This is a genomic window from Mizugakiibacter sp. (genome assembly GCF_039680435.1).
In the GTDB taxonomy this organism is placed as follows: Bacteria; Pseudomonadota; Gammaproteobacteria; order Xanthomonadales; family Rhodanobacteraceae; genus Mizugakiibacter.
Map to the genome: position 1 here is coordinate 16474 of NZ_JBDKSX010000111.1, position 24802 is coordinate 41275.

26 protein-coding genes are annotated in these 24802 nt (G+C 71.7%); 12 read left to right on the forward strand and 14 right to left on the reverse strand.

All coding sequences use genetic code 11. The features are described 5' to 3' along the window. Window positions 1–109: 109 nt before the first annotated feature. From ABFC67_RS11935 to ABFC67_RS11950, 4 genes are all read right to left on the reverse strand, one after another. Window positions 110–1489, reverse strand: a complete 1380-nt coding sequence (locus ABFC67_RS11935; protein ID WP_346738252.1) for a leucyl aminopeptidase family protein — start codon at window positions 1487–1489, stop codon at window positions 110–112. Window positions 1490–1523: 34 nt separating this feature from the next. Continuing rightward, a complete protein-coding gene (locus ABFC67_RS11940) occupies window positions 1524–2234 on the reverse strand; it encodes an HAD family hydrolase (RefSeq protein ID WP_346738253.1) in 711 nt (236 codons plus the stop codon). A 1-nt stretch (window position 2235) separates the two neighbouring features. Beyond that, window positions 2236–3324 (reverse strand): substrate-binding domain-containing protein, encoded by a 1089-nt coding sequence (locus ABFC67_RS11945; RefSeq protein WP_346738254.1) that lies wholly within the window; start codon window positions 3322–3324, stop codon window positions 2236–2238. Between the two features lie 141 nt (window positions 3325–3465). Next, window positions 3466–4746, reverse strand: coding sequence for a Do family serine endopeptidase (locus tag ABFC67_RS11950; protein WP_346738287.1), 1281 nt, complete (start codon window positions 4744–4746; stop codon window positions 3466–3468). A gap of 521 nt (window positions 4747–5267) precedes the next feature. On the opposite strand from ABFC67_RS11950, the gene ABFC67_RS11955 reads away from it, so the two are divergent. From ABFC67_RS11955 to ABFC67_RS11980, 6 genes are all read left to right on the forward strand, one after another. Continuing rightward, the gene (locus tag ABFC67_RS11955) at window positions 5268–7415 is read left to right on the forward strand and encodes an adenosylcobalamin-dependent ribonucleoside-diphosphate reductase (protein WP_346738288.1); all 2148 of its coding nucleotides are present in this window, start codon (window positions 5268–5270) and stop codon (window positions 7413–7415) included. A 21-nt stretch (window positions 7416–7436) separates the two neighbouring features. Next, window positions 7437–7874, forward strand: a complete 438-nt coding sequence (locus tag ABFC67_RS11960; RefSeq protein WP_346738255.1) for a hypothetical protein — start codon at window positions 7437–7439, stop codon at window positions 7872–7874. 82 nt (window positions 7875–7956) lie between these two features. Then, window positions 7957–8715, forward strand: coding sequence for an NrdJb (locus ABFC67_RS11965; RefSeq protein WP_346738256.1), 759 nt, complete (start codon window positions 7957–7959; stop codon window positions 8713–8715). Between the two features lie 59 nt (window positions 8716–8774). Continuing rightward, window positions 8775–9695: a GIY-YIG nuclease family protein gene (locus tag ABFC67_RS11970; RefSeq protein ID WP_346738257.1), complete on the forward strand. Its 921-nt coding sequence runs from the start codon at window positions 8775–8777 to the stop codon at window positions 9693–9695. A 102-nt stretch (window positions 9696–9797) separates the two neighbouring features. Further along, complete coding sequence (gene trxA / locus ABFC67_RS11975; protein ID WP_346738258.1) at window positions 9798–10124, forward strand: thioredoxin; 327 nt, start codon at window positions 9798–9800, stop codon at window positions 10122–10124. 37 nt (window positions 10125–10161) lie between these two features. Next, entirely contained in the window at window positions 10162–10626 is a 465-nt protein-coding gene (locus tag ABFC67_RS11980) for an RDD family protein (protein ID WP_346738259.1), read from the forward strand. 123 nt (window positions 10627–10749) lie between these two features. Here the strand turns inward: ABFC67_RS11980 and ABFC67_RS11985 are convergent, their stop codons facing one another. Next, complete coding sequence (locus ABFC67_RS11985) at window positions 10750–11769, reverse strand: zinc-dependent alcohol dehydrogenase family protein (protein WP_346738260.1); 1020 nt, start codon at window positions 11767–11769, stop codon at window positions 10750–10752. Window positions 11770–12092: 323 nt separating this feature from the next. Here ABFC67_RS11985 and ABFC67_RS11990 point away from each other — a divergent pair, with 323 nt between their 5' ends. Next, window positions 12093–12407: an antibiotic biosynthesis monooxygenase gene (locus ABFC67_RS11990; RefSeq protein ID WP_346738261.1), complete on the forward strand. Its 315-nt coding sequence runs from the start codon at window positions 12093–12095 to the stop codon at window positions 12405–12407. A 21-nt stretch (window positions 12408–12428) separates the two neighbouring features. On the opposite strand, the gene ABFC67_RS11995 is transcribed toward ABFC67_RS11990, so the two are convergent. Continuing rightward, entirely contained in the window at window positions 12429–13352 is a 924-nt protein-coding gene (locus tag ABFC67_RS11995; RefSeq protein WP_346738262.1) for a cyclase family protein, read from the reverse strand. A 138-nt stretch (window positions 13353–13490) separates the two neighbouring features. Between ABFC67_RS11995 and ABFC67_RS12000 the strand changes: the two genes are divergently transcribed. From ABFC67_RS12000 to ABFC67_RS12010, 3 genes are all read left to right on the forward strand, one after another. Then, the gene (locus ABFC67_RS12000) at window positions 13491–14204 is read left to right on the forward strand and encodes a type II CAAX endopeptidase family protein (protein ID WP_346738263.1); all 714 of its coding nucleotides are present in this window, start codon (window positions 13491–13493) and stop codon (window positions 14202–14204) included. A gap of 214 nt (window positions 14205–14418) precedes the next feature. After that, window positions 14419–14856 (forward strand): hypothetical protein, encoded by a 438-nt coding sequence (locus ABFC67_RS12005; RefSeq protein ID WP_346738264.1) that lies wholly within the window; start codon window positions 14419–14421, stop codon window positions 14854–14856. 187 nt (window positions 14857–15043) lie between these two features. Continuing rightward, window positions 15044–15322, forward strand: coding sequence for a hypothetical protein (locus ABFC67_RS12010; protein WP_346738265.1), 279 nt, complete (start codon window positions 15044–15046; stop codon window positions 15320–15322). Between the two features lie 3 nt (window positions 15323–15325). On the opposite strand, the gene ABFC67_RS12015 is transcribed toward ABFC67_RS12010, so the two are convergent. Next, the gene (locus ABFC67_RS12015; RefSeq protein ID WP_346738266.1) at window positions 15326–16174 is read right to left on the reverse strand and encodes a GNAT family N-acetyltransferase; all 849 of its coding nucleotides are present in this window, start codon (window positions 16172–16174) and stop codon (window positions 15326–15328) included. Window positions 16175–16245: 71 nt separating this feature from the next. Continuing rightward, a complete protein-coding gene (locus ABFC67_RS12020) occupies window positions 16246–17061 on the reverse strand; it encodes a universal stress protein (RefSeq protein WP_346738267.1) in 816 nt (271 codons plus the stop codon). A 482-nt stretch (window positions 17062–17543) separates the two neighbouring features. Here ABFC67_RS12020 and ABFC67_RS12025 point away from each other — a divergent pair, with 482 nt between their 5' ends. Further along, window positions 17544–17999: a hypothetical protein gene (locus tag ABFC67_RS12025; protein ID WP_346738268.1), complete on the forward strand. Its 456-nt coding sequence runs from the start codon at window positions 17544–17546 to the stop codon at window positions 17997–17999. A 71-nt stretch (window positions 18000–18070) separates the two neighbouring features. Continuing rightward, window positions 18071–18736 carry a hemolysin III family protein gene (locus ABFC67_RS12030; protein WP_346738269.1) on the forward strand — a complete coding sequence of 222 codons (666 nt, stop codon included), beginning with the start codon at window positions 18071–18073 and terminating at the stop codon, window positions 18734–18736. Between the two features lie 53 nt (window positions 18737–18789). Here ABFC67_RS12030 and ABFC67_RS12035 read toward each other — a convergent pair whose 3' ends face one another. The 6 genes from ABFC67_RS12035 to ABFC67_RS12060 form a co-directional block, all read right to left on the reverse strand. Further along, window positions 18790–20574, reverse strand: coding sequence for a DUF885 domain-containing protein (locus tag ABFC67_RS12035; RefSeq protein WP_346738270.1), 1785 nt, complete (start codon window positions 20572–20574; stop codon window positions 18790–18792). A gap of 86 nt (window positions 20575–20660) precedes the next feature. After that, complete coding sequence (locus ABFC67_RS12040) at window positions 20661–21527, reverse strand: DMT family transporter (protein ID WP_346738271.1); 867 nt, start codon at window positions 21525–21527, stop codon at window positions 20661–20663. Between the two features lie 90 nt (window positions 21528–21617). Then, a complete protein-coding gene (locus tag ABFC67_RS12045) occupies window positions 21618–22637 on the reverse strand; it encodes an AI-2E family transporter (RefSeq protein ID WP_346738272.1) in 1020 nt (339 codons plus the stop codon). Window positions 22638–22690: 53 nt separating this feature from the next. Beyond that, complete coding sequence (locus tag ABFC67_RS12050; RefSeq protein WP_346738273.1) at window positions 22691–23404, reverse strand: AraC family transcriptional regulator; 714 nt, start codon at window positions 23402–23404, stop codon at window positions 22691–22693. Between the two features lie 8 nt (window positions 23405–23412). Beyond that, complete coding sequence (locus ABFC67_RS12055) at window positions 23413–23892, reverse strand: DUF456 domain-containing protein (protein WP_346738274.1); 480 nt, start codon at window positions 23890–23892, stop codon at window positions 23413–23415. Further along, a complete protein-coding gene (locus tag ABFC67_RS12060) occupies window positions 23889–24710 on the reverse strand; it encodes a DUF3298 domain-containing protein (RefSeq protein WP_346738275.1) in 822 nt (273 codons plus the stop codon). Before ABFC67_RS12060 ends, ABFC67_RS12055 begins: the two co-directional genes overlap by 4 nt. Window positions 24711–24802: the final 92 nt, after the last annotated feature.

Here is a 24802-nt window from a genome sequence, read left to right on the forward strand (position 1 = left end):
GGAGGAGCGCTCGTCTTCCGATCGCGCGCCGTCAAGTCCGCAGGGCGGAAGCCGCGTGCGGCTTCCGCCGTTCCGTCGCCACGGATGCCGTGGCGGGCGACGCCTGCGCCTAGCGCGGATAGCGCTCCTCGAGGAAGCGGAAGAACGCGCGCAGGCCCTGCGCCTCGCCGCCCTTCGGCCGGCCCGGGCGGTCGGTGTCGTTCCACGCATACGTGTCGAGGTGCAGCCACGGCGTTGCCTCCGGCACGAAGCGCTCCAGGTACAGCGCCGCGGTGATCGCGCCGGCGTGGCGCGAGGCGCCGCTGTTGGCGAAGTCGGCGAGGTAGGACTCCAGCATCTTGCGGTACGGCCGCCACAGCGGCAGCCGCCACAGCGGGTCGCGCACCGCGCGCGCGGCGGCGAGCACGGCGTCGGCCAGCGCGTCGCGGTTGGCGAACAGCGCCGGCAGGTCGGGGCCGAGCGCGACGCGCGCGGCGCCGGTCAGCGTGGCGAAGTCGACGATCAGGTCCGGCTGCTGCTCGGCGGCGTAGGCCAGCGCGTCGCACAGGATCAGCCGGCCCTCGGCGTCGGTGTTGTCGATCTCGACGGTGTGGCCGGCGCGCGTGCGGATCACTTCGCCGGGGCGCAGCGCGTTGCCGGCGACGGAATTTTCCACGGCCGGCACCAGCAGGGTCAGGCACACCGGCAGCTGCGCCTGCATCACCAGGCCGGCCAGCGCGATCGCGTGCGCGGCGCCGCCCATGTCCTTCTTCATCCAGCGCATGCCGTCGGCGGTCTTGAGGTCGAGGCCGCCGGAGTCGAAGCACACGCCCTTGCCGACCAGCACCAGGCGCGGATGCTGCGGGTTGCCCCAGCCCAGCTCGACCAGGCGCGGCGCGCGATGGCTGGCGCGTCCGACCGCGTGGATGGTCGGGAAGCCGGCCTTCAGCAACTGCTCGCCGACGAAGGCGCGCGTCTTCGCGCCGTGCGCCTTCGCCAGCGCGGCCACCGCCTCGGCGAGCTGTTCGGGGCCGAGATCCTCGGTCGGCGTGTTGACCAGGTCGCGCACCTGCAGCGCGGCGTCGAGCTGCGGCGCCAGCGTCGCCAGCATGTCTTTCGGCAGCAGCAGCCGCGCCGGCGCGCGCTTGGGCGCGCGGTAGCGCGCGTAGCGGTAGGCGCCCAGCGCCCAGCCCAGCGCGACGAGTTCGCGCTCGGCCAGCACGCCCTCGTCGGCGAGCCGGTAGTCGCCCTCGGGCAGCGCGTGCGCGAGCGCGCCGAACGCCCACAGCGGCTCGTCCGCATCGACGCCGGCCAGCACGCGCGCGCGCCGGCCCTGCGCGTCCGGCAGCAGGCATAGCGTGCCGGGCGCGGCGTCGAAGCCGGCGGCGTCGAGCCAGCGCCGCTGCGCGGCGTCGAGGCGCTTGCGCGCGGCGGCGAGGTGGGCGCGATCGACGCTTTCGACGGGCACGGCGCGCGCGCCGCGGCGCAGTTCGGCAAGACTGGGGTGCATCGCGAGGATCTCCGCTGCGGCGCGGGGCGCCGGTTCAAGCGGCCATCGTGCGCCCGGCGTGGCGTTCGCACCAGTCCGCCAGCGCGGCGAGGTCGGCGATCGTCATGTCCGGCGCGTCGCCGCCGCCGGTCCAGTCGCGCCCGTCGCGGTTCAGCCAGGCGCAGCGCAGCCCGGCCGCGCGCGCGCCGGCCACGTCCAGCGCGGGATCGTCGCCGACGTGCAGCACGCATTCCGGCGGCACGCCCAGCGCCGCGCAGGCGGCGCGGAAGATCGACGGGGCCGGCTTGCCGACGCCGTGCTCGCGCGCGCTGACGCGGGCGCGGAAGTGGTGCGCCAGGCCGATGCGTTCGAGGTCGGCGTTGCCGTTGGACACGCTCGCCAGCGGCAGCAGCGCGGCCAGGCGCGCCAGCGCGGGCAACGCGTCGGGGTAGGGCTCGACCGCGTTGCGCGCGTCGAAATAGGCGGCGTAGGCGGCGTCGACGAGCGCCGCGTCGTCATGCCCGCAGGCGGCGAAGGCGCGCGCCAGCGACAGCCGTCGCTGCGCGCTGAAATCGTGCGCCAGCTCGGGGTGTTCGGCGGCGACGCGGTCGCGCAGCGCGCGCATCGCCGGAATCGGGAACGCACGCGCGGCCGCCGGGCAGTGCGCCTGCATCCAGGCGTCGAGGCGCTGCTCGGCGCGCGCGATCACCGGCGCGATCGGCCACAGCGTATCGTCGAGATCCAGCGACAGCGCGAGGATGCGCACGTCAGTTGCCGTCGTCCTTGTCGCCGCTCTTGCGCCGCGACTTCTCGGCGCGCTGGCGCGCCTCGGTGGTGCGCTCGGAGGTGGGCGCGATCGACGACTGCGCGGAATAGGTCGCGCGCGGCGCGGCCAGCGGGCCGTTCATCGGCGTCACCCCGCGCACGCGCGCGTCGACCCAGGCGAGGTGGTCGTCGCGCTGGTTCGCCAGCGCCAGGCCGTCGGCGTAGGGCAGCAGGCCGTGCTCGCGCAGGATCGCCTTGGCGCGGTCGCCCTGCAGGAAGTCGAGGAACGCGCGCACCGTGGCCGCGTGCGGGCCGCCGTCGCGCGAGACCACGTAGAGCGGCGTGTACAGCGGATAGCTGCCGTCGGCGACCGCGCTCGGCGTCGGCCGCACGCCCTCGACCGGGAGCATGCGCAGCTTGTCGTTCTCGCGCGCGCCGGACAGCGTGGTCACGCCGAAGCCGTTCGGATCCAGCGTCACCGCCTCCTCCAGCTTGGCCGTGTTCATGTACAGGCGCGGCGCGGCCACCGGCTGGTCGCCGCGCTTGAACAGCAGCTCGCGCAGGCTGTATTCGATGCCGTCCAGCGGGCTCGCCACCGAGTACAGGTTGATCGGCGCGTCGTTGCCGCCGAGCTGCTTCCAGTTGGTGATCTTGCCGAAGTAGACGTCGTGCAGTTGCTTCAGGCTGATGCCGGCCACCGGGTTGCGCGCGTGCGCGATCATCACCAGCCCGTCCCACGCCACCGGGGTGAAGGTCAGGCCGGATTCCTCGGCGCGCTTGGCGTAGGCCGGGCGCGCGCTGCCGGCCATGTCGGCCTGGCCGCCGGCGACGGCGTCGATGCCGGAGATGGTGTTGAACGACACCACCTGGATCGGCCCGTGGCCGCTGGCCTGCCAGGCGCGGGCGATGTCGGTGCCGACGCCGCGCGAGCTGGCGACGTCGCCGCGCCAGGTCAGCGCAGTGCGGTCGGCATTCGCGCTCTTGGCGACGCCGGCGCGGTTGCTCTTGCTCGCGCCGTGCTTGCCGGCGACGGCGGCGCCGGAGACGGCGACGAGGCCGGCGAGAAGGAGCGTCAGAAGGGTCCTGGCCATGGTGATTCGGCTCTGCTGCAGGGGATGCGGCGGCGATTATGGGCTCCGCCGCGCGCGGCCGCACGCGCGCTGCGTCACTGTTCGGGCGGCCGCGGGCGCCGCGAACGTGCATGCGCGCGCATTTCCGCCGTGCGCGTTCCGCTACGGCACCAGCAGGTACAGCAACTGGTCGCCGCGCACCACCGCCAGCATCAGTTGGCGCGGCCGCTGGGCCAGCGCGCCGCGCAGCGCGCGCAGGTCGGTCAGTTGCCGCTGGTTGAGGCCGACCACCACGTCGCCCTGCTGCAGGCCGGCCGCGGCGGCGCGGCTGCCGGCGCCGAGCGCGGTGATCTGCACGCCGTACAGCCCTTGCCGGCGCAGGCGCTGCGGGACATCGCTGAGGGTGAGGCCGGCGAGGCGCGCGTCGAGCTGGGCGCCGTCGGCGCTGGCGAGGCGCTCGGGCTCGACGCGCGCGCGCACGGCCAGCGGCTTGCCGTCGCGCAGCACGCCGAGGTTCAGCGCGCTGCCGACCGGCGCCAGACCTTCGGCGTTGCGCAGGTCCTGCGGCGTGCGCACCGGGTTGCCGTCGACCGCGGTGATCACGTCGCCCGGCTTGAGCCCCGCGCTGTCGCCGGCGGAACCGGCATCGACGCGCGTCACCACCGCGCCGGCGTCGGCGCCAACGCCCAGCGCCTGCGCGATGCGCGGCGTCAGCGCCTGGGTGTCGATGCCGAGGCTGCCGCGCCTGACCGTGCCGTAGCGGATCAGCTGCTGCATCACCTCGCCGGCGAGATTGGACGGGATCGCGAAGCCGATGCCGACGTTGCCGCCCGAGGGCGAGTAGATCATCGTGTTGATGCCGACCAGCTCGCCGCGCAGGTTGACCAGCGCGCCGCCGGAGTTGCCCGGGTTGATCGAGGCGTCGGTCTGGATGAAGTTCTGGTAGCTGTTGTCGCCGAGGCCGGTGCGGCCCAGCGCCGAGACGATGCCCGAGGTGACGGTCTGGCCGAGCCCGAACGGATCGCCGACCGCGACCACGTAGTCGCCGACGCGCAGCCGCGCGGAGTCGGCCAGCGCCAGCGCGTGCAGTCCTGCGGCGGGGATCTGCACCACCGCCACGTCGGTGTCGGGGTCGGCGCCGGTCAGCTTCGCCTTGAAGTTGCGGCCGTCCTGCAGGGTCACGGTGATGTCGTCGGCGCCGGCGATCACGTGGTTGTTGGTCAGCACGTAGCCCTTCGCCGCATCGACGATCACGCCGGAGCCGAGCGACTGCTCGACGCGCTCGCGCGGCATGTCGGGCACGCCGAAGAAACGGCGGAAGAACGGATCGTCGAAGAACGGATCGCGCACGCGCACGTGCGTCTTCGACGAGATGTTGACCACCGCCGGCGTCACCTGGGTCAGCATCGGCGCCAGCGAAGGCAGCGGCGCGGCGGCGGGCACCGCGGGCGCGGCGGGCGCGGGCGGCGCGGCGCGTCCGCCCGACGGCAGCACCAGCAAAGCGGCGAGAAAACCGGCCAGCGGAAGCGCGGCGAAACCGGGCCAGCCGAGGGCAATGCGCAGGTTCACGGGCGACTCCTTGTCGCGAAAAAACGGACACGTCTGGGACTGTATCTGCGCCGTCGGGTTCCGCGCGCGGCGCGCGCCGTCGGGGCCTTTACATTCCGAATTCGCCAGCGTAGTGTTCCTTCTCGCTCGCAAGCACAACATCTTGTGTCCGCGCAGACGGTGCGGGCCCATGCTTTGGGTTCGCGAGCGCTCAACCACGGGGGCGGTTGAAGGTTCCGGAATGCCTGATGCGCGGAGCGGACCGTAGCGTGGCGCCTTGATCTCGCCCAAGGCGGGGGCGGCGCCGGCGGGGGATGTTTTCCCCATCGATCGCACCGGCGTCCCGAGCGCGAGCGAGCCCCACGACCGTGGCCAAGAAAAAACAGCACGAACATAAGCGGGAGGTCGAGCAGACGATGAGCACGGTGCGCGCGGAAGCCCTGGCACGCGGCGCGGCGGAGATTCCGCTGCAGCCGGCTTCGTACGATATCTGGGACAAGAAATACCGGCTCAAGACCAAGAAGGGCGAACCGGTCGACGCCACCGTCGACGACACCTACAAGCGCGTCGCGCGCGCGCTGTCCGAGGTCGAGGCCACGCCGGACAAGCGCGAGTACTGGAACGAGCGCTTCCTGTGGGCGCTGCGCCGCGGCGCGATCCCGGCCGGCCGCATCACCTCCAACGCCGGCGCGCTGGAGCACAAGCCGGCCACCTCGACGATCAACTGCACCGTCTCGGGAACCATCCGCGACTCGATGGACAACATCCTCGAGCGCGTGCACGAGGCCGGCCTGACGCTGAAGGCCGGCTGCGGCATCGGCTACGAGTTCTCGACGCTGCGCCCGCGCGGCGCCTACGTGTCCGGCGCGGGCGCCTACACCTCCGGCCCGCTGTCGTTCATGGATATCTACGACAAGATGTGCTTCACGGTGTCCTCCGCCGGCGGCCGCCGCGGCGCGCAGATGGGCACGTTCGACGTCGCGCACCCGGACGTGAAGGAGTTCATCCGCGCCAAGCGCGAGGACGGGCGCCTGCGCCAGTTCAACCTGTCGCTGCTGGTCACCGACGAGTTCATGCAGGCGGTCGAGGCCGACGCCGACTGGCCGCTGGTGTTCCCGGTGCACGTCAAGGAACAGGACGAGATCGACCTCGCCGACCCGGCCAAGGTGGTCTGGCGCGAGTGGCCGACCCACGAGAACTACATCGCCCGCGACGACGGCCTGGTGGCCTGCAAGATCTACGGCCACATCCGCGCGCGCCACCTGTGGGACATGATCATGGTCTCGACGTACGACTACGCCGAGCCGGGCTTCATCCTGATCGACCGCGTCAACGAGATGAACAACAACTGGTGGTGCGAGCACATCCGCGCCACCAACCCCTGCGGCGAGCAGCCGCTGCCGCCGTACGGCTCCTGCCTGCTCGGCTCGGTGAATCTCACCACCTTCGTGCGCGACCCGTTCGGCCCGAAGGCGCGCTTCGACTGGGAGGAGTACCGCGAGGTGGTGCGCGTGTTCACGCGCATGCTCGACAACGTGGTCGAGATCAACGGCCTGCCGCTGGAGCAGCAGCGCAACGAGATCCTGCGCAAGCGCCGCCACGGCATGGGCTTCCTCGGGCTGGGCTCCACCCTGGCGATGCTGAAGATGAGCTACGGCGACGCCGACGCCTGCGCGTTCGCCGAGGACGTCGCCCGCGAAATGGCGATCGCCGGCTGGGAGGTCGCGCTGTCGCTGTCGAAGGAGAAGGGCCCGGCGCCGATCCTGGCCGAGGACTTCACCGTCACCGGCGAGATGCTGCGCAAGCGCCCGGAGATGGCGGCCGACGGCTACCAGGTCGGCGACGTCATCCCCGGCCGCGTGCTGCACGCGAAGTACTCGCGCTACATGCAGCGCGTCGCCTCGGTGCGCCCGGAACTGGTCGCCGAACTGGCCGAAGTGGGCGCGCGCTTCACCCACCACAGCTCGATCGCGCCGACCGGCACGATCTCGCTGTCGCTCGCCAACAACGCCTCCAACGGCATCGAGCCCAGCTTCGCCCACCACTACTCGCGCAACGTGATCCGCGAGGGCCGCAAGACCAAGGAGAAGGTCGAGGTCTACAGCTACGAGCTGCTCGCCTACCGCGCCCTGATCAACGCCGCGGCGATGCCGTTCTCCGACGACCCCAAGGCGCGCCTGCCCGACTACTTCGTCTCCGCCGACGACATCACCCCGACCGCGCACGTCGACATCCAGGCGGCGGCGCAGAAGTGGGTCGACTCGTCCATCTCCAAGACGGCCAACGTGCCGACCGACTACCCCTACGAAGACTTCAAGGACATCTACTTCTACGCCTACAAGCAGGGCTTGAAGGGCTGCACCACGTTCCGCTTCAACCCCGCCGCATTCCAGGGTGTGCTGGTCAAGGAAGCCGACCTCGAGAGCACCCTCTACCGCTTCGAGCTGGAGGACGGTAGTGTTGTGGAACTGAAGGGCAACGAGGAAGTGGAGTACGACGGCGAAGTGCACACCGCCGCCAACTTGTTCGATGCGTTGAAGGAAGGGTACTACGGCAAGTTCTGACTAGTCGGAGGGGTAACCAAGATGAGCGACATGACCACGATGGAACCGCTGCTGCCGGTCGTGCCTGTACCGGCACCGGCGCCGGCTGCTCCGGCACAGCCTGCTGCGAAGAAGGCTGCGCCGAAGAAGAAGGCTGCCAGGAAAGTTGCGAAGAAGGCGGTGAAGAAGGCGGTCAAGAAGGCTGCGCCGAAGCGGGCCGCCAAGAAGGCCGCGAAGAAGGTTGCCAAGAAGGCTGCCAAGAAGCGGGTAGCCAAGAAGGCGGCGAAGAAAGTCGCCAAGAAAGCCGCCAGGAAGCGCGTGGCGAAAAAGGCCGCGAAGAAGGCGGTCCGCAAGGTCGCGCGCAAGGCGGCCGGAAAGAAGCGGGCCGTGAAGAAGGCCGTGCGCAAGGTCGCGCGCAAGGCCGGCGCCCGCAAGGTTGCCAAGAAGGCCGCGAAGAAAACGGCCCGTCGCAGGAAGTAACCAGCCTACGCCCCGGCCCGGCCGTGCGGCCGGGCCGGCGTTCCGTCCACGGCCGCGTCACCCAGCAACGCAGAGAAGCAGCATGACGATCAAGATCGGCAAGAAGATCAAGGGCTACGCCGTCGTCAAACCGGAGGACAAGGCCAAGGAAGCCGCGACCGCCGCGGCGCCCGCCAAGGCGCCGGCCGCGCCCAGCGCGGAAGTGATCCAGATGCACGAGAGCGTGGAGCGGCCGGACACCCTGGTCGGCGCCACCTACAAGATCAAGTCGCCGCTGTTCGAGCACGCGCTGTACGTCACCTTGAACGACATCGTGCTCAACGCCGGCACCCCGCACGAAATGCGCCGCCCCTTCGAGATCTTCATCAACTCGAAGAACATGGACCACTTCCAGTGGATCGTGGCGCTGACCCGCATCATGTCCGCCGTGTTCCGCAAGGGCGGCGACGTCACCTTCCTGGTCGAAGAGATGAAGGCCGTGTTCGACCCGCGCGGCGGCTACTTCAAGGCCGGCGGCGTGTACATGCCCTCCATCGTCGCCGAGATCGGCGGCGTGGTGGAGCAGCACATGAAGATGATCGGCCTGATCCGCGACCCCGAGATGAGCGACGCCCAGCGCGCCCTGATCGCCGAGAAGCGCGCGGCCTACGAGGCCGCCGGCTCAAAAAAAAAGCCTGACGTAAGCCCCGCCGCCGCCGAAGTCGCGCCGAAGCCCGAGCCGCAGTCCAACGGCTCCTTCCCGCCCGGCGCCACCATGTGCCACAAGTGCAACACCAACGCCGTCGTCATGATGGACGGCTGCGCGACGTGCCTGAATTGCGGGTACTCGAAGTGCGGGTGAGCGAGTGATGAGTTGCGTCGCTATCAGCCGCGCTCGCGTCCACGGCGTATACGCGGTGCATGAGTAACGGCCGCTCGATTCGACTCTTCCTGGTGGACGGCTCTCCCGGAGGGCTGATCACTGCGGAAATCATGAACTGGACCGGCCATGTATTGGCTGGACCCCGCAGCATGCTTGCAGAGTTACTGAAACGTCCCGAGGTAGCTCGCACGGGCGTGTATTTCTTGGTCGGCCCTGATCCGGACAACCCGGCGCGATCGCTGGTCTACGTCGGAGAATCCGACGATGTGTCGACGCGGCTGAAGCAGCACAACCGTGGGGAAAATCAAGGTGGAAAGGATTTCTGGGAGAAGGTCTGCGTAGTTACCAGCAAGGATTCCAACCTGACCAAGGCACACGCAAAGTATCTGGAGAGCGTGCTGATTGGTTTGGCTAGGGAAGCCGCTCGATCCAGCCTCGTCAACGGAAATGCCCCCGTGTACGGCGCTCAATTGCCTGAGGCCGACATCGCCGATATGGCGTTCTTTCTCGAGCAGGTGCGCACTGTCTTGCCGGTGCTCGGGTTTGATTTCCTGCGCTCCCGCCCGAATGTTTCCTTTGCTCCGGGTACAGTCGGCAGCTCGGGTGGACAACGCGTTTCGCCAATCTTTGAACTGAGCATCCGCAAGCACGGGGTGAGCGCTCGCGCACGAGAGATCGATGGTGACTTCATTGTGCTCAAGGGGGCGGCGGCGCGAGCCCAATGGACCAGTGAGCATCCCGGCTACCGAGCTCTGTATGACCAGTTGGTAGATGACGGGATTCTCTCGGAACAAATGGCAGGGGTCCGCACTTTCACCGCTGACTACGCGTTCTCAAGTCCAAGCGCAGCCGCTGCTGTCATCTCGGGTCGCCCGGCCAACGGACGTACTGCATGGATCAATGCGGACACGGGCGAGTCGTATGCAAACTGGCAAGAGCATATTGTTAGTCAGATCTAACGATCGAATGAACTCACGAGATGCGCTCGTAGACCAACCTAAGTGCGTGGTGTGGGCTGTGCGAAGCGGAACCCGTCAACGTTATTCGTGGAAGGTGGCGCCATGAGCAACTCCATCACCCACGCCACCGACGCCGATTTCGACACCCAGGTGCTGCGCGCCGACATGCCGGTGCTGGTGGACTTCTGGGCGACGTGGTGCGGGCCGTGCAAGGCGCTGGCGCCGATGCTGGACGAACTGGCGCGCGACTACGCCGGGCGCATCAAGGTGGTGAAGGTCGAGATGGACGCCAACCCGAAGACCGCGATCGCCTGCCGCGTGCGCTCCGCGCCGACGCTGCAGCTCTACAAGGGCGGCAGCGTGCAGGCCACGCAGATCGGCCTGGTGCCGAAGGCGCAGATGGTGCGCATGATCGAGGCGGCGCTTTGAGCCTCATCGTCTCACGGTGAATCGCAGTGGAGACCGCATGGACGCGAACGAACTGGAATACGTGGGCTTCTGGCCGCGCGTCGGCGCGACGCTGATCGACGTACTGCTGATCAGCTTCTTCACCGTGCCGCTGATGCGCATGGTCTACGGCGCCGGCTACTGGAACGACTTCGCGCTGGTGCGCGGCCCGGCCGACGCCGTGATCAACTGGATCCTTCCGGCAATCGCCACCGTCGCGTTCTGGATGGCGCGGCAGGCGACGCCGGGCAAGATGGTCATCGGCGCGCGCATCGTCGACGCCGCCACCGGCGAACCGCCCACGCTCGGCCAGTGCGTCATCCGCTATCTCGGCTACCTCCTCTCGGCCGTGGTGCTGTGCCTCGGCTACGTCTGGGTGGCGTTCGACCCGCGCAAGCAGGGCTGGCACGACCGGTTGGCCAACACGGTGGTCGTGCGCAAGCGCGTGGCCGCCGTGCACCCTGTCCGCTTCGACGGCACCTGACCGCAACGGCGAAGCGCGAACGCCGTAATCACATGGACTCGCCCTTGCATTGCCAGGCGTCGAAGCGCCAGCGGTGGTGAGCTGTCGCTTCCACCGCAATCGTGCGAGGGCGAGTCCATGTGATTACGGCATGAGAGGGGAATGGGGCGGATAGGGTGTCGCCACCTGCAGCACCGCCGCGCCCTGCAGCGCGCCGCCGCGCAGGCGGGCCAGCGCTTCGTTGGCCTGCTCCAGCGGAAAGGTTTCGACGTGCGTGCGCACGGGCACCTGCGGCGCCAGCGCGAGGAATTCCTCGCCGTCGCGACGCGTGAGGTTGGCGACCGAGCGCAGCACGCGCTCGCCCCACAGCAGGCGGTAGGGAAACGCCGGGATGTCGCTCATGTGGATGCCGGCGCAGACCACCGTGCCGCCCTTCGCCGTCGCCGCCAGCGCGGCCGGCACCAGCGCGCCGACCGGTGCGAACACGATGGCCGCGTCCAGCGGTTCTGGCGGCGCGGCGTCGGAGGCGCCGGCCCACGCCACGCCCAGCGTGCGCGCAAAATGTTGCGCGGCGGCGTCGCCGGCGCGCGTGAACGCATACACCTCGCGGCCCTGGTGGCGCGCCACCTGCGCGACGATGTGCGCGGCAGCGCCGAAACCGTACAGGCCGAGCCGGCGCGCGTCGCCGGCGAGGCGCAGCGCGCGGTAGCCGATCAGCCCGGCGCACAGCAGCGGCGCGGCTTCGGCGTCGCCGTAGGCGTCCGGAAGGCGGAAGCAGTAGCGTGGGTCGGCGACGGTGTATTCGGCGTAACCGCCGTCGAGCTGGTAGCCGGTGAAGCGTGCGCGCCCGCACAGGTTCTCGCGGCCGCTGCGGCAGTACGCGCAGGCGCCGCAGGTCCAGCCCAGCCACGGCACGCCGACGCGCTCGCCTTCGCGGAAGCGCTCGACCTGCGCACCGTGCGCGACCACGGTGCCGACGATCTCGTGACCGGGCACCAGATCCGGTTTCGCGTGCGGCAGCTCGCCGTCGATCACGTGCAGGTCGGTGCGGCACACCGCGCAGGCGTGCACGCGGATCAGCACCTGGTCCGGGCCCGGCGCGGGCACCGGCCGCGATTCCGCGACCAGCGCGGTGTTCGGCGCGTGCAGCACCATGGCGCGCATGCGGCGGCTCCCGGCGAGGATGCCGCTGCCATTCTATGCGTGTCCGCCCGGTGTTTGATGCAAATCAATGGTCCGCGCGGGGCGGCTCACAGAATGCCGGTGTCGGCCGCACCTGTGCATGGTCAGGGATGACACTCCGCCACGCGTGGCGCTCGCGTCGCGGATGCACGTGCGTCGTCGCGTCGGAGGCCGCAAGGTTGCGGCGGAAGTGCGGCGGCGCACGCGCTCACGGACGAAGGTGGCGACGATGGCCGGCCTGCGGAAGCGGGATGCTGTCCTGCGCCGCCGCGCCAGTCCTCCGCACCCCTCCCGGAGCGACGCTCATGATCGAAGTCAACCAGACCTACGAACTGCTGCCGACGGTCGACCTCGGCGCCTACGCCGCATGGGTCAAGAAGGCGCTCGGCATCGTGCTGAAGCAGCCCGGCTTCGTGGAGTTCCGCGCCCACCGCAACCTGCTCGGCTCGCCGCAGGTGCGCACCACCACCGTCTGGCAGTCCGCTCCCGACTGGGCGCGGTTTGACGAGGGCGACTGGCAGACCCTCGAGCTCGAGTTGCGGCGCATGGCGACGCAGCTCCGGGTCGAGCTGTGGGGCCCGTCGCCGATGGTGCCGGAGCCGCTGCGGCCGGGACGCTGACGGACGCGCGCCCGGCGGGCGTCAGGTCGCTTCGAGCGTCGCGTACGCGCGCACAGGGAACGTGCCCATGCCCTTGACCTTCACCGGCACGGCGGAGAAGCGGAAGCCCGCGGTCGGGAGCTGGTCGAGCCCGCACAGGTGCTCGACGATCGGGATGCCGGCGCCGAGCAGCGCGGTGTGCACGGGGCGATGGCCGTCGGCGGTGTCGTCGATGTTCAGCGAGTCGATGCCGACCAGGCGCGCGCCGGCGTCGCGCAGATAGGCGGCCGCGTCCGCGGTCAGGAACGGGTGGCCCTCGAAGTAGCGGTCGGTGCGCCAGTGGCGGTCCCAGCCGGTGTGCACCAGCACCGCCTTGCCGCGCACGTCGAGCGGCAGGAAGACGCTGCGCCCGATCGCGCGGCCCGCCATGCCGGCGACGCGGGCGAGCACGCCGTCCAGCCCGGCGACCTCGTCGAGGTCGAATCCGGCCACGTCCTTGCCGTCGGCGTAGCGGTGGTACGGGCTGTCGATGTAGGTGCCGGTGTTGGCCACCATCGTGATCTTGCCGATCTGGAACTCGGTGCCTTCGGCGTAGTGCGCGCGCGACTGCGCGCGGCTGAGGTGGTCGCACACGATCGGCGCCGGCAGGCCCCTGTAGGTGATCATGCCGTCCTCGATGGCGTGGCTGAGGTCGATGTGGCGCGCCGCCGCCGCCGCGCGCGGCGCGGCCTGCGCCGAGGCTGCCGCGCGCTTGTGGCGCTCGTGGATGATCGTCTTGTTGAGGATGCGCACGGCGCCGACCATCAGCAGGCGCAGGTCGCGCACGATGTAGTCGGCCAGCGCGGTGTCGGCGATGTCGTCGCCGTCGATGTCGAGGCGGAAGCCCTGGCCCTGGATGCCGCCGCCGTTGGAGAAATCGATCTCGAAGTCGAACTGCACGCGCTTGTCGGTCGTTTCTGCGGGCATGTCTGCGTTATCCGTGCGTAGTCGCTGCCGATTATGGGCATCGTCGCGTGGGGCGGCATGACCACCGGCACGCGCCGGCCCCGCGGGCGCGGTGTGAGAGTCCGCGCGCCGCGGTTCGGCACAGAGCGGGGAGACAGCATGGATCTTGCGGGGGTGGAAACGGCGCCCGCCGGGGCGCGCGCCGCGTCCGGGCTGTGGCAATTCGCGGTCATCGGCGCGGTGCTGGCGACCGCCTGGTTCGCGCCGGGCTGGGGTTCGATCTACGGCGCCGCGGTGGCGCTGCTGATCGCCCGCTTCGAGCCGCGCCGCTGGCACGTGCCGCTGGGGCTGCTGAAGCGCACCGACTGGCGCCGCGTGGTGCTGTTCGGCCTGCTGGCGGGCGTCGCGCAACTGCTGCTGGCGAAGATCCTGCTGACGCCGGCCGTCGAGGCGCTGACCGGCCAGCACCGCGACCTGCGCATGTTCGACGCGCTGCGCGGCAACGTCGGCGCGCTGCTCGGCCTGCTGCCGACGATGTGGTTGTCCGCCGGCCTGTGCGAGGAGATCGTGTTCCGCGGCATCGCCCTGGGGCGCCTGCGCGCCGCGCTCGGCGGCACGCGCCTCGCCACCGCGGTCGCGTTCGTCGCTTCCTGCATCGTGTTCGGCCTGGCGCACGGCTACCAGGGCCTGAGCGGCTGGATCATCACCGGCGTGATGGGATCGGTGCTGGCGCTGGTGTATGTCGTTTCCGGCTACCGGCTGTGGTACGGCATCGCGCTGCACCTGGTCTACGACACGCTGGCCACGGCCTGCATCGCCTTCAACATCGACCGCGTATTCGCCGCCTGGGGCGCGCGGCTGTTCCACGGCTGACGGCACGCGGCCAGACCTTCACCCGGGTGCGCGACGGCGACGCGATCGCCGGCCGCCGCGGCGCGACCGGCACGCCGGGCCTGTTCCTGGTCGATCGCGACGGCCGCATCGTTTACGCCCGCGTCGGCGCCAGCCGGCCGGCGCAGCGTTCAGCGCGCAGGCGGGCGCCTGCTCTATCCTTGGCCGGTCGCTTCCACCCCTGAGGAAAGCCGTCATGCGCACGATGCCCACGCTCGCCGCCGTCCTGCTGGCCTGCGGACTCGCCCTGCTGCCGTCCGCGCCCGTGCGCGCCGGCACCGTCACCTGCAAGATGACCTTCACCCTGTCCGGCTGGTCGGCGTTCTACAAGACCTACTCCGGCTCCGGCCACGTCACCTGCAGCAACGGCCAGCGCGCGAACGTGCGCATCACCAGCAAGGGCGGCGGGCTGACCTTCGGCAAATCGACGATTACCGGCAAGGGCGAATTCTCCGGGGTCAGCAGCATCGGCGACATCTATGGCGCCTACGCGCACGCCAACGCGCACGCCGGTGCGGCCAGGTCGGCCGGCGCCACCGTGGTGACCAAGGGCGCGGTGTCGCTGGCGCTGGCCGGCAAGGGCGAGGGCTGGGACATCGGCGTCGACTTCGGCAAGTTCGTGATCGAGCGCTGAGCGCGCCGGGTCGCCGCCGCACGCGGCAAGCGCGCGGCCGGAAGTCATGCCGTGACTTCCGCGGCTTGCCGGCGCTCCGCTGCGCGCGCAGATTGCGGCTGCGCACCACGAGGTGCGCGGGCGGTGCGCGCCGGCAACCCTTCTGCGCCGGTGCGCATCCCATCCTTGCAGCCGCGAGGATCCGCACATGATCGAACTGTTCGCACTCGGAATGATGGCGCTGGTGCTGTGGGGCGTGGTCGCCGCGCTCTGCTCCCTGCTAGGTTTCGCCCTCAAGCTGACCCTGGGGCTGATCGGCGGCGTGCTCGGCCTGATCGGCGGCGCGATCGGCCTGCTGGTGGCGCTGGCGGTGCTGCCGCTGGTGGTGCTGGCGACGCTGCCGCTGTGGCTGCCGCTGGCGCTGCTGGTCGGCCTGGTCTGGCTGCTGGCGCGCAGCGGCCACGCGACGGCCACGCCCACGCGCTGACGCTCAGGCCAGCGCAAGCTCCATCTCGACCTGCTCGAGCGCGCCGCGCGCGAAGCCGAGCGCGCCGAGCACCGCGCTGCCCAGCTCTTCCGGCACCAGCGGCGGGATCGTCCACGCGCGTCCCGGATAGTGCGCCTGCAGCGTGACCAGCAGGCGCCGCGCGTGGCCCGCGCCGCGCACGTGCGGCGCCACGAACAGGTGGCCGAGCGAGAGCCGGTCGCGCGCACGGTCGTCGATCCAGGCGTAGGCCTTGTCGTCGATCGCGTAGGTGGACATCCACGCGAAGCCGGAGGCGACGCTGGCCGGCGCCAGTTGCCATGGCCATTCCAGCGTGTGGTCGGCGCCGAGCGCGCGCGCCAGCTCGATGCAGTGGGTGCGCCGCAGCGCCACCTCCGCCTGCGGCGTGAACGGTTCGCGGGTCCAGCCGAACAGGCGGCGGCGGGCGCGGAAGCCGGCGCGCTCGTACAGCCGGCGCGCGACGCCGTTGCTCGCGATCACTTCCAGCAGCAGGCGCGCCGCGCGCTGCTCGCGCGCCACCGCGATCGCCTCGTCCAGCAGCAGGCGACCGAGGCCGGCGCCGCGCGCGGCCGGTACGACGCCCATCGCGGCGATGCGCATGGTGTCGCCGCGGCGCGCCAGCAGGCACAGCGCGCAGGGCACGCCGTCGCGCAGGGCGATACGGCTGTGTTCGAGGTCGATCTGCTCGCTGCGCACGCGCGCGGCGAGCAGCGCGGCGTTCTGCCGGACCGGCACCACGTAGCCGCTGAACGCGGCTTCGAACAGCGCCGCCAGCGCCGCCAGCGGCAGTTGCCCGGCGCTGATCAGGCTCAGGCCGGGGAAGCGTTGGCGCAAAGTGGAAGAAGCGACGGAGGTGGTGGCGGCAAGGGCGGATACGACGGAGCGCGGGTGGAAGCTCGAAGGCATCAGTGCGCCACCAGCAAGGGCAGGCCGCTGTTCTGGAAAAGATAGCGGGTCGTGCCGCCCAGCGCCAGTTCCGCCAGCCGCGAGCGGCCCCAGGCGCCCATCACCAGCATGTCCGCCTCGTACGCGCTGGCCGCTTCCAGCATCGCGCTGCCGACCTTGCCCGCGGGCGCGAAGTCGACGTAGTCGGCGGTGACGCCGCGGCGTTCCAGCCACGGCCGCAGCGCCAGCGCGGGCGGCGCCAGCGGCAGGCCCTCGTCGCGGCGCGCGCCCACCAGCACGCGCACCGCTTCCGCACGCTGCAGCAGCGGTAGCGCGGCGCGCACCGCGCGCGCGGCTTCGCGCGCACCGTTCCAGGCGATCATCACGCGGCGCCCCGGCGTGCGCACCTGGCAGACGTCCGGCACCACCAGCATCGGCGAGGCGCCGGCGAACAGCGAGCGGCTGACGGTGCCGAAGCCGACCGGCGCGGACGGGTCGCTCTGCGGGCGCTCCATCACCACCAGGTCGGCCAGGCTGGCGCAGTGCGCGATCACGTCGACGGGGTCGCCTTCCAGCGCCAGCCACTCGCCGTCGACGCCGCGCCGTGCGCACGCCTCGCGCCACCAGTCCGCGCGTCCGCGCGCCTCTTCCAGTTCGTGCGCCATGAACTGGCCCTGGATCGCCACCGCCTCCGGCGCGACGAATGCGGCCGGCACCATCGGCACGACGTACAGGCCGCTCAGGCGCGCGCCGAAGCGCGCGCCCAGTTCGAGCGCGACGCGCACGCCGGCCGCCTGCACGTCCGCCTGGCGCACGTGAACGAGGATTTCCTGCATGCCTGCTGCTCCACCCGGGCCCGGCCGTAGCCTAGCGCGCGGCGCGTGCGCCAGGCCAATGCGGCGCAGGTTGCGCAACGCTTGCGGGCAGGAAAGGTGCTGCCCGCGCCGGCGGGAGCGGCTCCGGCCGCGATTGCGGGGCAGCGATTCGCGGCAGAAGCCGCAGGGGGAAGAACCCAAAAAAAGCCCGCCGGGGTGGGCGGCGGGCGGGGAATGCCGGACGTTCAGGGGGTAAGAGGGTATGGGGATCAACGCCCGGCGCAAGCAGCATCCGCGCCCCAGTGTTCAAGCGACGTTGCCGGCGCGTGAAAGCTGCCTTAAAGGCGCCTGCGGGCAAATGCCGGTCGCCGGCCCGGCGGCAAACCGGGCGCCCGGTCTCCGCTCGGCGCCGCTGTCCGGGCCATGCTTAACGCCGGCGCAAGCGGATGGCGCTAGCGTGCGCGAGTGCGGACGCGCGGCGGCGGTCTTCGCGGAGGTGGACCATGCATCGACGACATGCGGGATTCGTGTGCGGATGGCTGCTGGCGTCGCTGCTGTCCGGCTTCGCGCCGGCGGCGCATGCCGGCGCGACCGGGGTCGACTGCGACCTGCGCTTCGCGCTGCGCGGCTGGTCGCTGCTGTACAAGCGCGCCGAGGGCACCGGCACGGTGCGTTGCGACAACGGCCAGAGCATGCGCGTGAGGATCGTCGCCAAGGGCGGCGGGTTGACCGCGGGCAAGTACGTGATCGACGACGGCAAGGGCGCGTTCTCCGGCGTCAACGACATTCGCGAGGTGCCCGGCGTCTACGCGCAGGCGGAAGCGCACGCCGGCGCGGTCAGGAGCGGCACCGCGCAGGTGCTGACCAAGGGCCCGGTGTCGCTGGCGATTTCCGGCACCGGCCGCGGCTGGGATCTCGGCATCGCGTTCGGCTTGTTCGAGATCACGCCGGCGAAGTAGACGCAGGCGTTACACTCGGGCCGCATGCGCGGCGCCGCTGCGCGCCCACCCGACGACAAGGATCCCCGCCCATGGCCGAGCTCGCGATCGCCGCCGCCCAGCGCTATTCATTCGGCGAAGAGGTGGCCAACAGCCTGATCCACGGCCTCGGCATCGTGCTCAGCATCGCCGGGCTGGCGACGCTGGTCGCGTTCGCCGCGCTGTCCGGCGGCGCGCTGGCGGTGGCGAGCTGCGCGGTGTTCGGCGCCACCCTGGTGCTGGTGTACACGACCTCGACGCTGTACCACGCGATCCCGTTGCACGCGCCCAAGCGCGTGCTGCGCCATCTCGACCACATCGCGATCTACCTGCTGATCGCCGGCACCTACACGCCGTTCACCCTGGTCGCGATGCAGGGCGCGTGGGGCTGGGGATTGTTCTCCGCGATCTGGACGCTGGCGCTCGTCGGCTTCGTGCTCGAATTCACCGCGCTGCGCCACGTGCGCTGGCTGATGGCGCTGATCTACGTCGGCATGGGCTGGCTGGCGCTGGTCGCGTTCGGGCCGCTGAAGGCCAGCCTGGAAACCGGCGGGCTGGCGCTGCTGATCGCCGGCGGTGCGGTGTACACGCTCGGCGTGCCGTTCTACCTGTGGCGCAAGCTGCCGTACCACCACGCCGTCTGGCACCTGTTCGTGCTTGGCGGCAGCGTGCTGCACTTCCTGGCGATCCTGCTGTACGTGGTGCCGGACGCCGCGTGAAGCGAACGCGCCCGCCCCTTCCGGAATCGCCGGAAGGGACGGACGCGGGTGCGTCACTTCTTCTGCTGCGCCGGAACGAAAGCGCTCTTCACCGCCTGCGCCAGCAGGTCGGGCGGCAGCAGGCCCTGGCCGATCACGAAGTCGTTGAAGGCCTGGCGATCGAACCTGTCGCCCAGCGCGATCTGCGTCTCCGCGCGCAGTTGCAGCAGGCGCGTGTAGCCGTAGAAGTACGCGGTGGCCTGGCCGGGCATGCGGAACGTGTAGCGGTCCAGCTCCTGGCGCGTCATCGCCTCGGACAGGCCGACGTCGTGCACGAGGATGTCGTGCGCGCGCTCGCGGCTGATCAGGCCGAGGTTGAGCATCGGGTCGAGGAACGCGCGCGCCGCGCGCTGCAGGCGCGCCTGCAGGGCGAATAGCTGGCCGGCCGGCGGCTCGTACGGCAGCATCTCGGCCTCGGCGTACAGCGCCCAGCCTTCGACGTTGACGCTGTTGAAGGCGAACAGACTGCGCGCCAGCGACACGCCGCGCTCGACCATCGCCGCGAACTGCAGCTCGTGGCCCGGGCGGCCCTCGTGCGCGGTCAGCGTCCACGCCGCCGACTTGTGCGTGAAGTCGTCGTAGGCCTGGCTCTTGTCGCCGCTGCTGGACGGGTTGCCCATGGTCAGCACGAAGGTGCCGCGTTCGCCCTTGTTGTTGATCAGCGCAGGCGGATCCATGTGCGGCGCCGGCTGCGCGGCGGACTCCGCTTCCGAGGCGAGGCGCATCTGCATCGCGCGCTGCGGCAGCGTGACGATGTGCTCGCGGCGGATGATGTCCTCGATCTTGCCGATGACCTCGTGGTAGTAGGGCTCCACCGAGTTGCGGTCGAGCTGGTCCTTCTTCAGCGCCTTGATCACGTCGCGGTAGTCGTGCGCGTCGATGCCGTTCGCCTTGGCCACCTCGGGCGCGATCATCTGCATCGCCGCCTGGGTCTCCATGAACTCCAGCTCGGCCATGCGGATCAGCTGCTCGGGCGCGATGTCGACGCCGACCTGCTTGAGGTTGAACGCGTACAGCTCCGGCGGCAGGCGGAAGTCGCTGCGCGCGCGCGGCAGCACGGTGGCCTTCGCCCAGGCGTCGTAGTCCTTCAACTGCTGCGCCAGCGCGTCCAGCGCCGGCTCGGCGCCGGCGATCTTGTACTTGGCATAGAGCTGGCGGATGCCGTCGACATAGCGCTGCGTGTTGGCCAGGTTCTGCTCCACCTCGCCCTTGTACGGGCCGAGCAGCGCCTGGTCGGCGAGCTTCTCCGCGGTGCGCGCCTCGGCCAGCTTGACGATCGGCTCGCAGCCGCTGGCCATGCCGACGTAGCACTTCAGGCGCGCCAGCGCGGCCGGGCGGCGCTTGGCGTCGACCTGGTCCTGCAGCAGGACGAACTCGCCCTGGAAGATGGTCTGGCCGACGTCGTAGTAGGGCAGCAGCAGCTTGGCGTTGAGCGTGTTGCCCTCGATCTGCTGGTCGGCGGAGTGGATCATGATCTCGAGGTCCTGGCGGACCTGCGGATCCTTTTCGGTGGCGAGCTGCCTCTCGAGGCCGGCCTTGGCGGCGGCGAGCGCCTGGTTGGCGCGCTCGACCACGTTGGGCTTGAGGTCGCTGACGCGGCTGTCGTAGCCGGGCAGGCCGAGCTGCGAGGCGAACTCCGGCTGGAAGTCGGCCAGCACCTTCAGCAGCGGCTGCGCGGCGGCGTTGCTCTGCTGCACCCACGCGGCCGGTTTCGGCGCGGCGGTGGGCGGGGCGGCCTGGACCGCGGTGACGACGAGGCCGCAGGCGAGCAGCGCCGCGGCGAGCTTGTGTCTCAACATGGGCCTTCTCCTCAGGGACGCAGCCAGCCTACGGGGCCGCAGGCCGCGATCCATGTGCCGGAGGTGGGAGCGCCGGTCGCGCGTCGTCAGGTGCGCCGCGCCGGCCGGGCCAGCGCCAGCGCCGCCGCCACCAGCAGCGCCGCGCCCAGCAGCGCCGCGCGCGCCGGCGCCAGTCCCGCCGCGACCAGCAGCGCGGTCGACAGCACCGGCGCGGCGTAGGCGGCGACGCCGAGCAGGCCGAGGTCGCCGCGCTTGGTCGCCGCGTCCCACAGCAGGAACGCGGTGCCGACCGGGCCGACGCCGAGCGCCAGCAGCGCCAGCCATTCGTGCGTGCTCGGCACCACCCACGCCTCGCCGCCGAGGTGCAGCGCCGCGCCGGCCAGCGCGGTCGCCGCGCAGGCGGGGATCAGCGTCTCCGCCGGCAGGCGGCTGAAGCGCGCGTTGGCCAGCGAGTAGCCGGCCCAGACGAACGCGCAGGCCAGCGCCAGCAGGTAGCCGAGCCAGGCGCCGCGCGCCGGGCCGGTCGCGCCGGCGCCGATCGCCAGCGCGGTCGCCGCCAGCCCGCACAGCGCGGCCAGCGCGCGGCGCGGCCGCGTCGCCGGATCGCGCGCGCCCGCGCCCAGCGCGATCAGCAGCGGCCACAGGTAGACGATCAGGCTGGCCTGCGCCGCCGGCGCGCGCGCCAGCGCGTTGAAGTACAGCGCGTGGAAGCCGAACAGCGCGCCGAAGCCGAGTGCGAACGCCGGCCACGGCTGCCGGCAGCGCGCCAGCGCCGCGCGCGGGCCGTGGCGCAGCGCGCTCGCCGCGAACGTCGCCAGCGCGCCGACGGCGAAGCTCGACGCCAGGAGCTGGTACGGCGGCAGGCGCCCGGCGCCGCGGCTGAGCAGGGCCAGCGTCGACCACAGCAGGATGGCGCCGAACCCGGCGAGGGTGGCGCGGCGGACGGCGGACATGGTGCGTGGTGCTCCGCTGGATTTCCGCCGAGGCTACGGCCGTGGGCCGCCGCCGTCTTGACCGCGCGTCTCGCCGCGCCGCGCGGTTCCCTAGACCCAGCCCTGGTCCGCCAGCTCGCGCTTGACGTAGGCGTAGTAGATCGGCGCCGCCACCAGCCCCGGCAGGCCGAACGCGGCCTCCATCACCAGCATCGCCAGCAGCAGCTCCCAGGCGCGCGCGTGGATCTCGTTGCCGACGATGCGCGCGTTCAGGAAGTACTCCAGCTTGTGGATCACCACCAGAAACGCCAGCGCAGCCAGCGCCACATACGGCGACACCGACAGCGCGATCACCGCGATCACGGTGTTGGAGACCAGGTTGCCGATCACCGGCAGCAGGCCAACCACGAAGGTCACCGCGATCATCGTCTTGGCCAGCGGCAGGTACACCCCCGCCAGCGGCAGGATCGCCAGCAGGAACAGCGCGGTGAACGCGGTGTTGACGAACGAGATCTTGATCTGCGCGAAGACGATGCGGCGGAACGCCTCGGCGAAGTGCGCGCTGCGCGCCAGCAGCTCGCGCGCCAGCGGGCGCAGGCGGTGCGCCGGGCGCACCTCGTGCAGCGCGATCAGCGCGCCCAGCACCATGCCGGCGAGCACGTGCACGAAGGTCTGCACCGCCTCCTTGCCGGCCAGTTGCAGCGTCTGGCCGTGGGTGCTCAGCCATTCGACGACCGCGCGCCGCAGCGTGTCGGTGTCCTCCGGCAGGTAGCCGACCACGCTTGCCGGCAGCTCGCTGCGCACCTGGTCGAGGATCTGCACCATGCGCCCGAACAGCACCTGCAGGCCGCCGGTGTCGCTGCGGAAGAACGCGCTCACGGCGACGATCGCCAGCGTCAGCAGGCCGACGATCGCGCCGGCCAGCAGCGCCACCGCGATCAGCCGCGCGCGCTCGCCGGTCAGCCGCCGCTGCAGCAGCGGCGCCAACACGTGCACCAGCTGGAACACCAGCAGCCCGGCCAGGATGGCGGAGAGCAGGTGCAGGCGCAGGACCAGCAGCAGCGCGGCGAACGCGAGCAGCCAGGCGGCGATGCGGAACGCGGAGGGCGGCTGCGGGCGGGGATGGTCCATGCGGCGTAGCGGCGGCGGTCGTGGCGGTGGCGCCAGCCTAGCGCATGTCCGCATCAGCGCCGCGCGCGCACCTGGCCCGGCGTGAGGCCGCAGTGCCGGCGCAGCGCGCGCGTCAGCGCGCTCTGCTCGGCGTAGCCGCAGGCGAGCGCGATGTCCGCGATCGGCGCGTCGCCGTCGCGCAGCAGCGTGCAGGCGCGGGCGAGGCGCTGCGCCCGCCGCAGCGCGCCCGGCGCCTGCCCGGCGCGCGCGCCGAAGCGGCGATAGAACTGCGCGCGGCTGAGCCCGGCCAGCCGCGCCAGGGTCGCCGCATCCGGCGCCGCGGCCGGCGGCGCCGCGCGCAGCCACGCCGCCAGCGCGTCCACGGCGGCGTCGGTGCGCGTGCCGTCCATGGCGTGCAGCAGCACGCGCACGAACGCGCGGCGCGCCGCCGCGTCGGCGGGCGCGACGTCCGCCAGCGTCGCCAGCAGGCGCCGCAGCGCCGGCGGCAGCGTCACGTAGCGGCGCTCGCCCAGGCGCGCCAGCAGCGCGCCGTCCTCGCCGTCCGCGGCAAGGTCGGCGACGACGAAGCGGTTGGCGCCGCGCGCCTCGAAGGCGTGACGAGCGCCGGCGCCGATCACCGCCGCGCAGTCGCGGTCGACGCGGCCGCCGCGACCGTCGATCTCGATCTCCAGCCGGCCCCGCCACGGCAGCACGACCTGGTGGAACGCGTGGCTGTGCGTGGCCGCGGTGGCGGCGTAGGTGCGGAAGTCCAGCGTGGCGGCGTCCATGCGCGGCGCTACAGCAGCAGCGCCAGCGCGAACACGCCGAGCATCGCGAACGACAGCGCGAGCTTGACCAGCGTGCCCAGCAGCAGGCCGATCCAGGTGCCGGCGCCGACGTTGGCGGCGCGCGCCACGCCGCCGCCGGCCAGCAGTTCGCCGGCCAGTGCGCCGATGAACGGCCCCAGCAGCAGCCCGGGGATGCCGAAGAACAATCCGGCCACGGTGCCCAGCGCGGCGCCCAGCAAGGCCAGCCCGCTGGCGCCGACCCGCTTCGCGCCGAGCGCGCCGGCGGCGAAGTCGACCAGCAGCGCCAGCACGGCGAGCAGGCCGAGCACGGTCAGGGTGAGCGCGCCGACGTGGTGGAAGCCGTCGGCCCAGGCCGCCAGCAGCATGCCGGCGAACATCAGCGGCACGCCCGGCAGGGCGGGCAGGATCACGCCGGCCAGGCCGATCAGGATCAGCAGCGCGGCCAGCGCGAACAGCGCGACGGTCACGGCGCCGTTCCCGCCGCGAACGCGGCGCGGTATCTGGGCCTGAGCAGCGCGGCGAACGCTGCGGCCGGCACCTGCACTTCCAGCGTGCCTTCCGCATAGGGCGCCACCTGGTACGGCGGAAACATCAGCAGCAGCCCGTCGGCGCGGCCGGCGGCGTCGGCGTGGACCAGGAACGCGGCGTAGTTGGCCTGCTTCGGCGCGGTGCCGTCGTCGATCCAGGCCAGCGCGCGCTGCTGCGCCGCGCTGCGGACAGGGCGCGGCGCGGCGGGATCGTCCGGCTCCGCGCCGAGCACGCGCTGCGACAGCGCGCCGCGCGCGCGGTCGGCCAGGACGCGCAGCGCGGCCGCGGGGTCCGCGAACAGGTCGCCGAGCGCGAGTACGCGGCTGCGGCGCACGTCGTAGTTGAAGCCGGCGACCAGCGGCGCGGCGTGCGCGCCGCCGGTGTAGCTGCCGCCGCGCGCGCGCACGGCGACGAAATCGGCGGTGTGCGCGGCCACGGCGAAGTCGAGCGTAAGCTGCCACGGGAAACCGGCGCCCTGCGTCAGCGCCGCGCCGCCTTCCAGCGCCTGCATGAATTCGCGCTTGGCGGCATCGCCGTAGGCGTGCAGCGCCGCCGCCAGCGGGGCGCTGCCGGCCGGCAGTTCGGGATAGGCGATGCGGATGCTGTAGCGCGCGTCCCGCACGCTCACGGTGCTGGCCGCGATCGGCGCGGGCGCGGCGGCCGGCGTGGCGGCCGGCGCGGTCGGCGGCGTGCGCTCGCAGCCGGCCAGGCCGAGCGCGGCGACGACGGCGATCAGCGGGGCGACGTGGCGCGGCATGCGGCGGCTCCGTGGCGGCGTGGCGACGAGTCTAGTGCGAATGCGCCGCCTTGTTGCCTTTCCCGGTGGGATCGCGACCCGCGCTACGGGTG

What these genes read in the sequence shown, in the direction of transcription:
- ABFC67_RS11960 (WP_346738255.1), top strand. Translation starts at nt 7,437, where the DNA reads ATGAGCGACATGACCACGATGGAACCGCTGCTGCCGGTCGTGCCTGTA.
- ABFC67_RS12050 (WP_346738273.1), bottom strand. Translation starts at nt 23,404, where the DNA reads ATGGACGCCGCCACGCTGGACTTCCGCACCTACGCCGCCACCGCGGCC.
- ABFC67_RS12045 (WP_346738272.1), bottom strand. Translation starts at nt 22,637, where the DNA reads ATGGACCATCCCCGCCCGCAGCCGCCCTCCGCGTTCCGCATCGCCGCC.
- ABFC67_RS12000 (WP_346738263.1), top strand. Translation starts at nt 13,491, where the DNA reads ATGGATCTTGCGGGGGTGGAAACGGCGCCCGCCGGGGCGCGCGCCGCG.
- ABFC67_RS12030 (WP_346738269.1), top strand. Translation starts at nt 18,071, where the DNA reads ATGGCCGAGCTCGCGATCGCCGCCGCCCAGCGCTATTCATTCGGCGAA.
- ABFC67_RS11945 (WP_346738254.1), bottom strand. Translation starts at nt 3,324, where the DNA reads ATGGCCAGGACCCTTCTGACGCTCCTTCTCGCCGGCCTCGTCGCCGTC.
- ABFC67_RS11985 (WP_346738260.1), bottom strand. Translation starts at nt 11,769, where the DNA reads ATGCGCGCCATGGTGCTGCACGCGCCGAACACCGCGCTGGTCGCGGAA.
- ABFC67_RS11970 (WP_346738257.1), top strand. Translation starts at nt 8,775, where the DNA reads ATGAGTAACGGCCGCTCGATTCGACTCTTCCTGGTGGACGGCTCTCCC.
- ABFC67_RS12020 (WP_346738267.1), bottom strand. Translation starts at nt 17,061, where the DNA reads ATGCAGGAAATCCTCGTTCACGTGCGCCAGGCGGACGTGCAGGCGGCC.
- ABFC67_RS12025 (WP_346738268.1), top strand. Translation starts at nt 17,544, where the DNA reads ATGCATCGACGACATGCGGGATTCGTGTGCGGATGGCTGCTGGCGTCG.
- ABFC67_RS12035 (WP_346738270.1), bottom strand. Translation starts at nt 20,574, where the DNA reads ATGTTGAGACACAAGCTCGCCGCGGCGCTGCTCGCCTGCGGCCTCGTC.
- trxA (WP_346738258.1), top strand. Translation starts at nt 9,798, where the DNA reads ATGAGCAACTCCATCACCCACGCCACCGACGCCGATTTCGACACCCAG.
- ABFC67_RS11955 (WP_346738288.1), top strand. Translation starts at nt 5,268, where the DNA reads ATGAGCACGGTGCGCGCGGAAGCCCTGGCACGCGGCGCGGCGGAGATT.
- ABFC67_RS12010 (WP_346738265.1), top strand. Translation starts at nt 15,044, where the DNA reads ATGATCGAACTGTTCGCACTCGGAATGATGGCGCTGGTGCTGTGGGGC.
- ABFC67_RS12040 (WP_346738271.1), bottom strand. Translation starts at nt 21,527, where the DNA reads ATGTCCGCCGTCCGCCGCGCCACCCTCGCCGGGTTCGGCGCCATCCTG.
- ABFC67_RS11965 (WP_346738256.1), top strand. Translation starts at nt 7,957, where the DNA reads ATGACGATCAAGATCGGCAAGAAGATCAAGGGCTACGCCGTCGTCAAA.
- ABFC67_RS12060 (WP_346738275.1), bottom strand. Translation starts at nt 24,710, where the DNA reads ATGCCGCGCCACGTCGCCCCGCTGATCGCCGTCGTCGCCGCGCTCGGC.
- ABFC67_RS11990 (WP_346738261.1), top strand. Translation starts at nt 12,093, where the DNA reads ATGATCGAAGTCAACCAGACCTACGAACTGCTGCCGACGGTCGACCTC.
- ABFC67_RS12005 (WP_346738264.1), top strand. Translation starts at nt 14,419, where the DNA reads ATGCGCACGATGCCCACGCTCGCCGCCGTCCTGCTGGCCTGCGGACTC.
- ABFC67_RS11995 (WP_346738262.1), bottom strand. Translation starts at nt 13,352, where the DNA reads ATGCCCGCAGAAACGACCGACAAGCGCGTGCAGTTCGACTTCGAGATC.
- ABFC67_RS11980 (WP_346738259.1), top strand. Translation starts at nt 10,162, where the DNA reads ATGGACGCGAACGAACTGGAATACGTGGGCTTCTGGCCGCGCGTCGGC.
- ABFC67_RS11935 (WP_346738252.1), bottom strand. Translation starts at nt 1,489, where the DNA reads ATGCACCCCAGTCTTGCCGAACTGCGCCGCGGCGCGCGCGCCGTGCCC.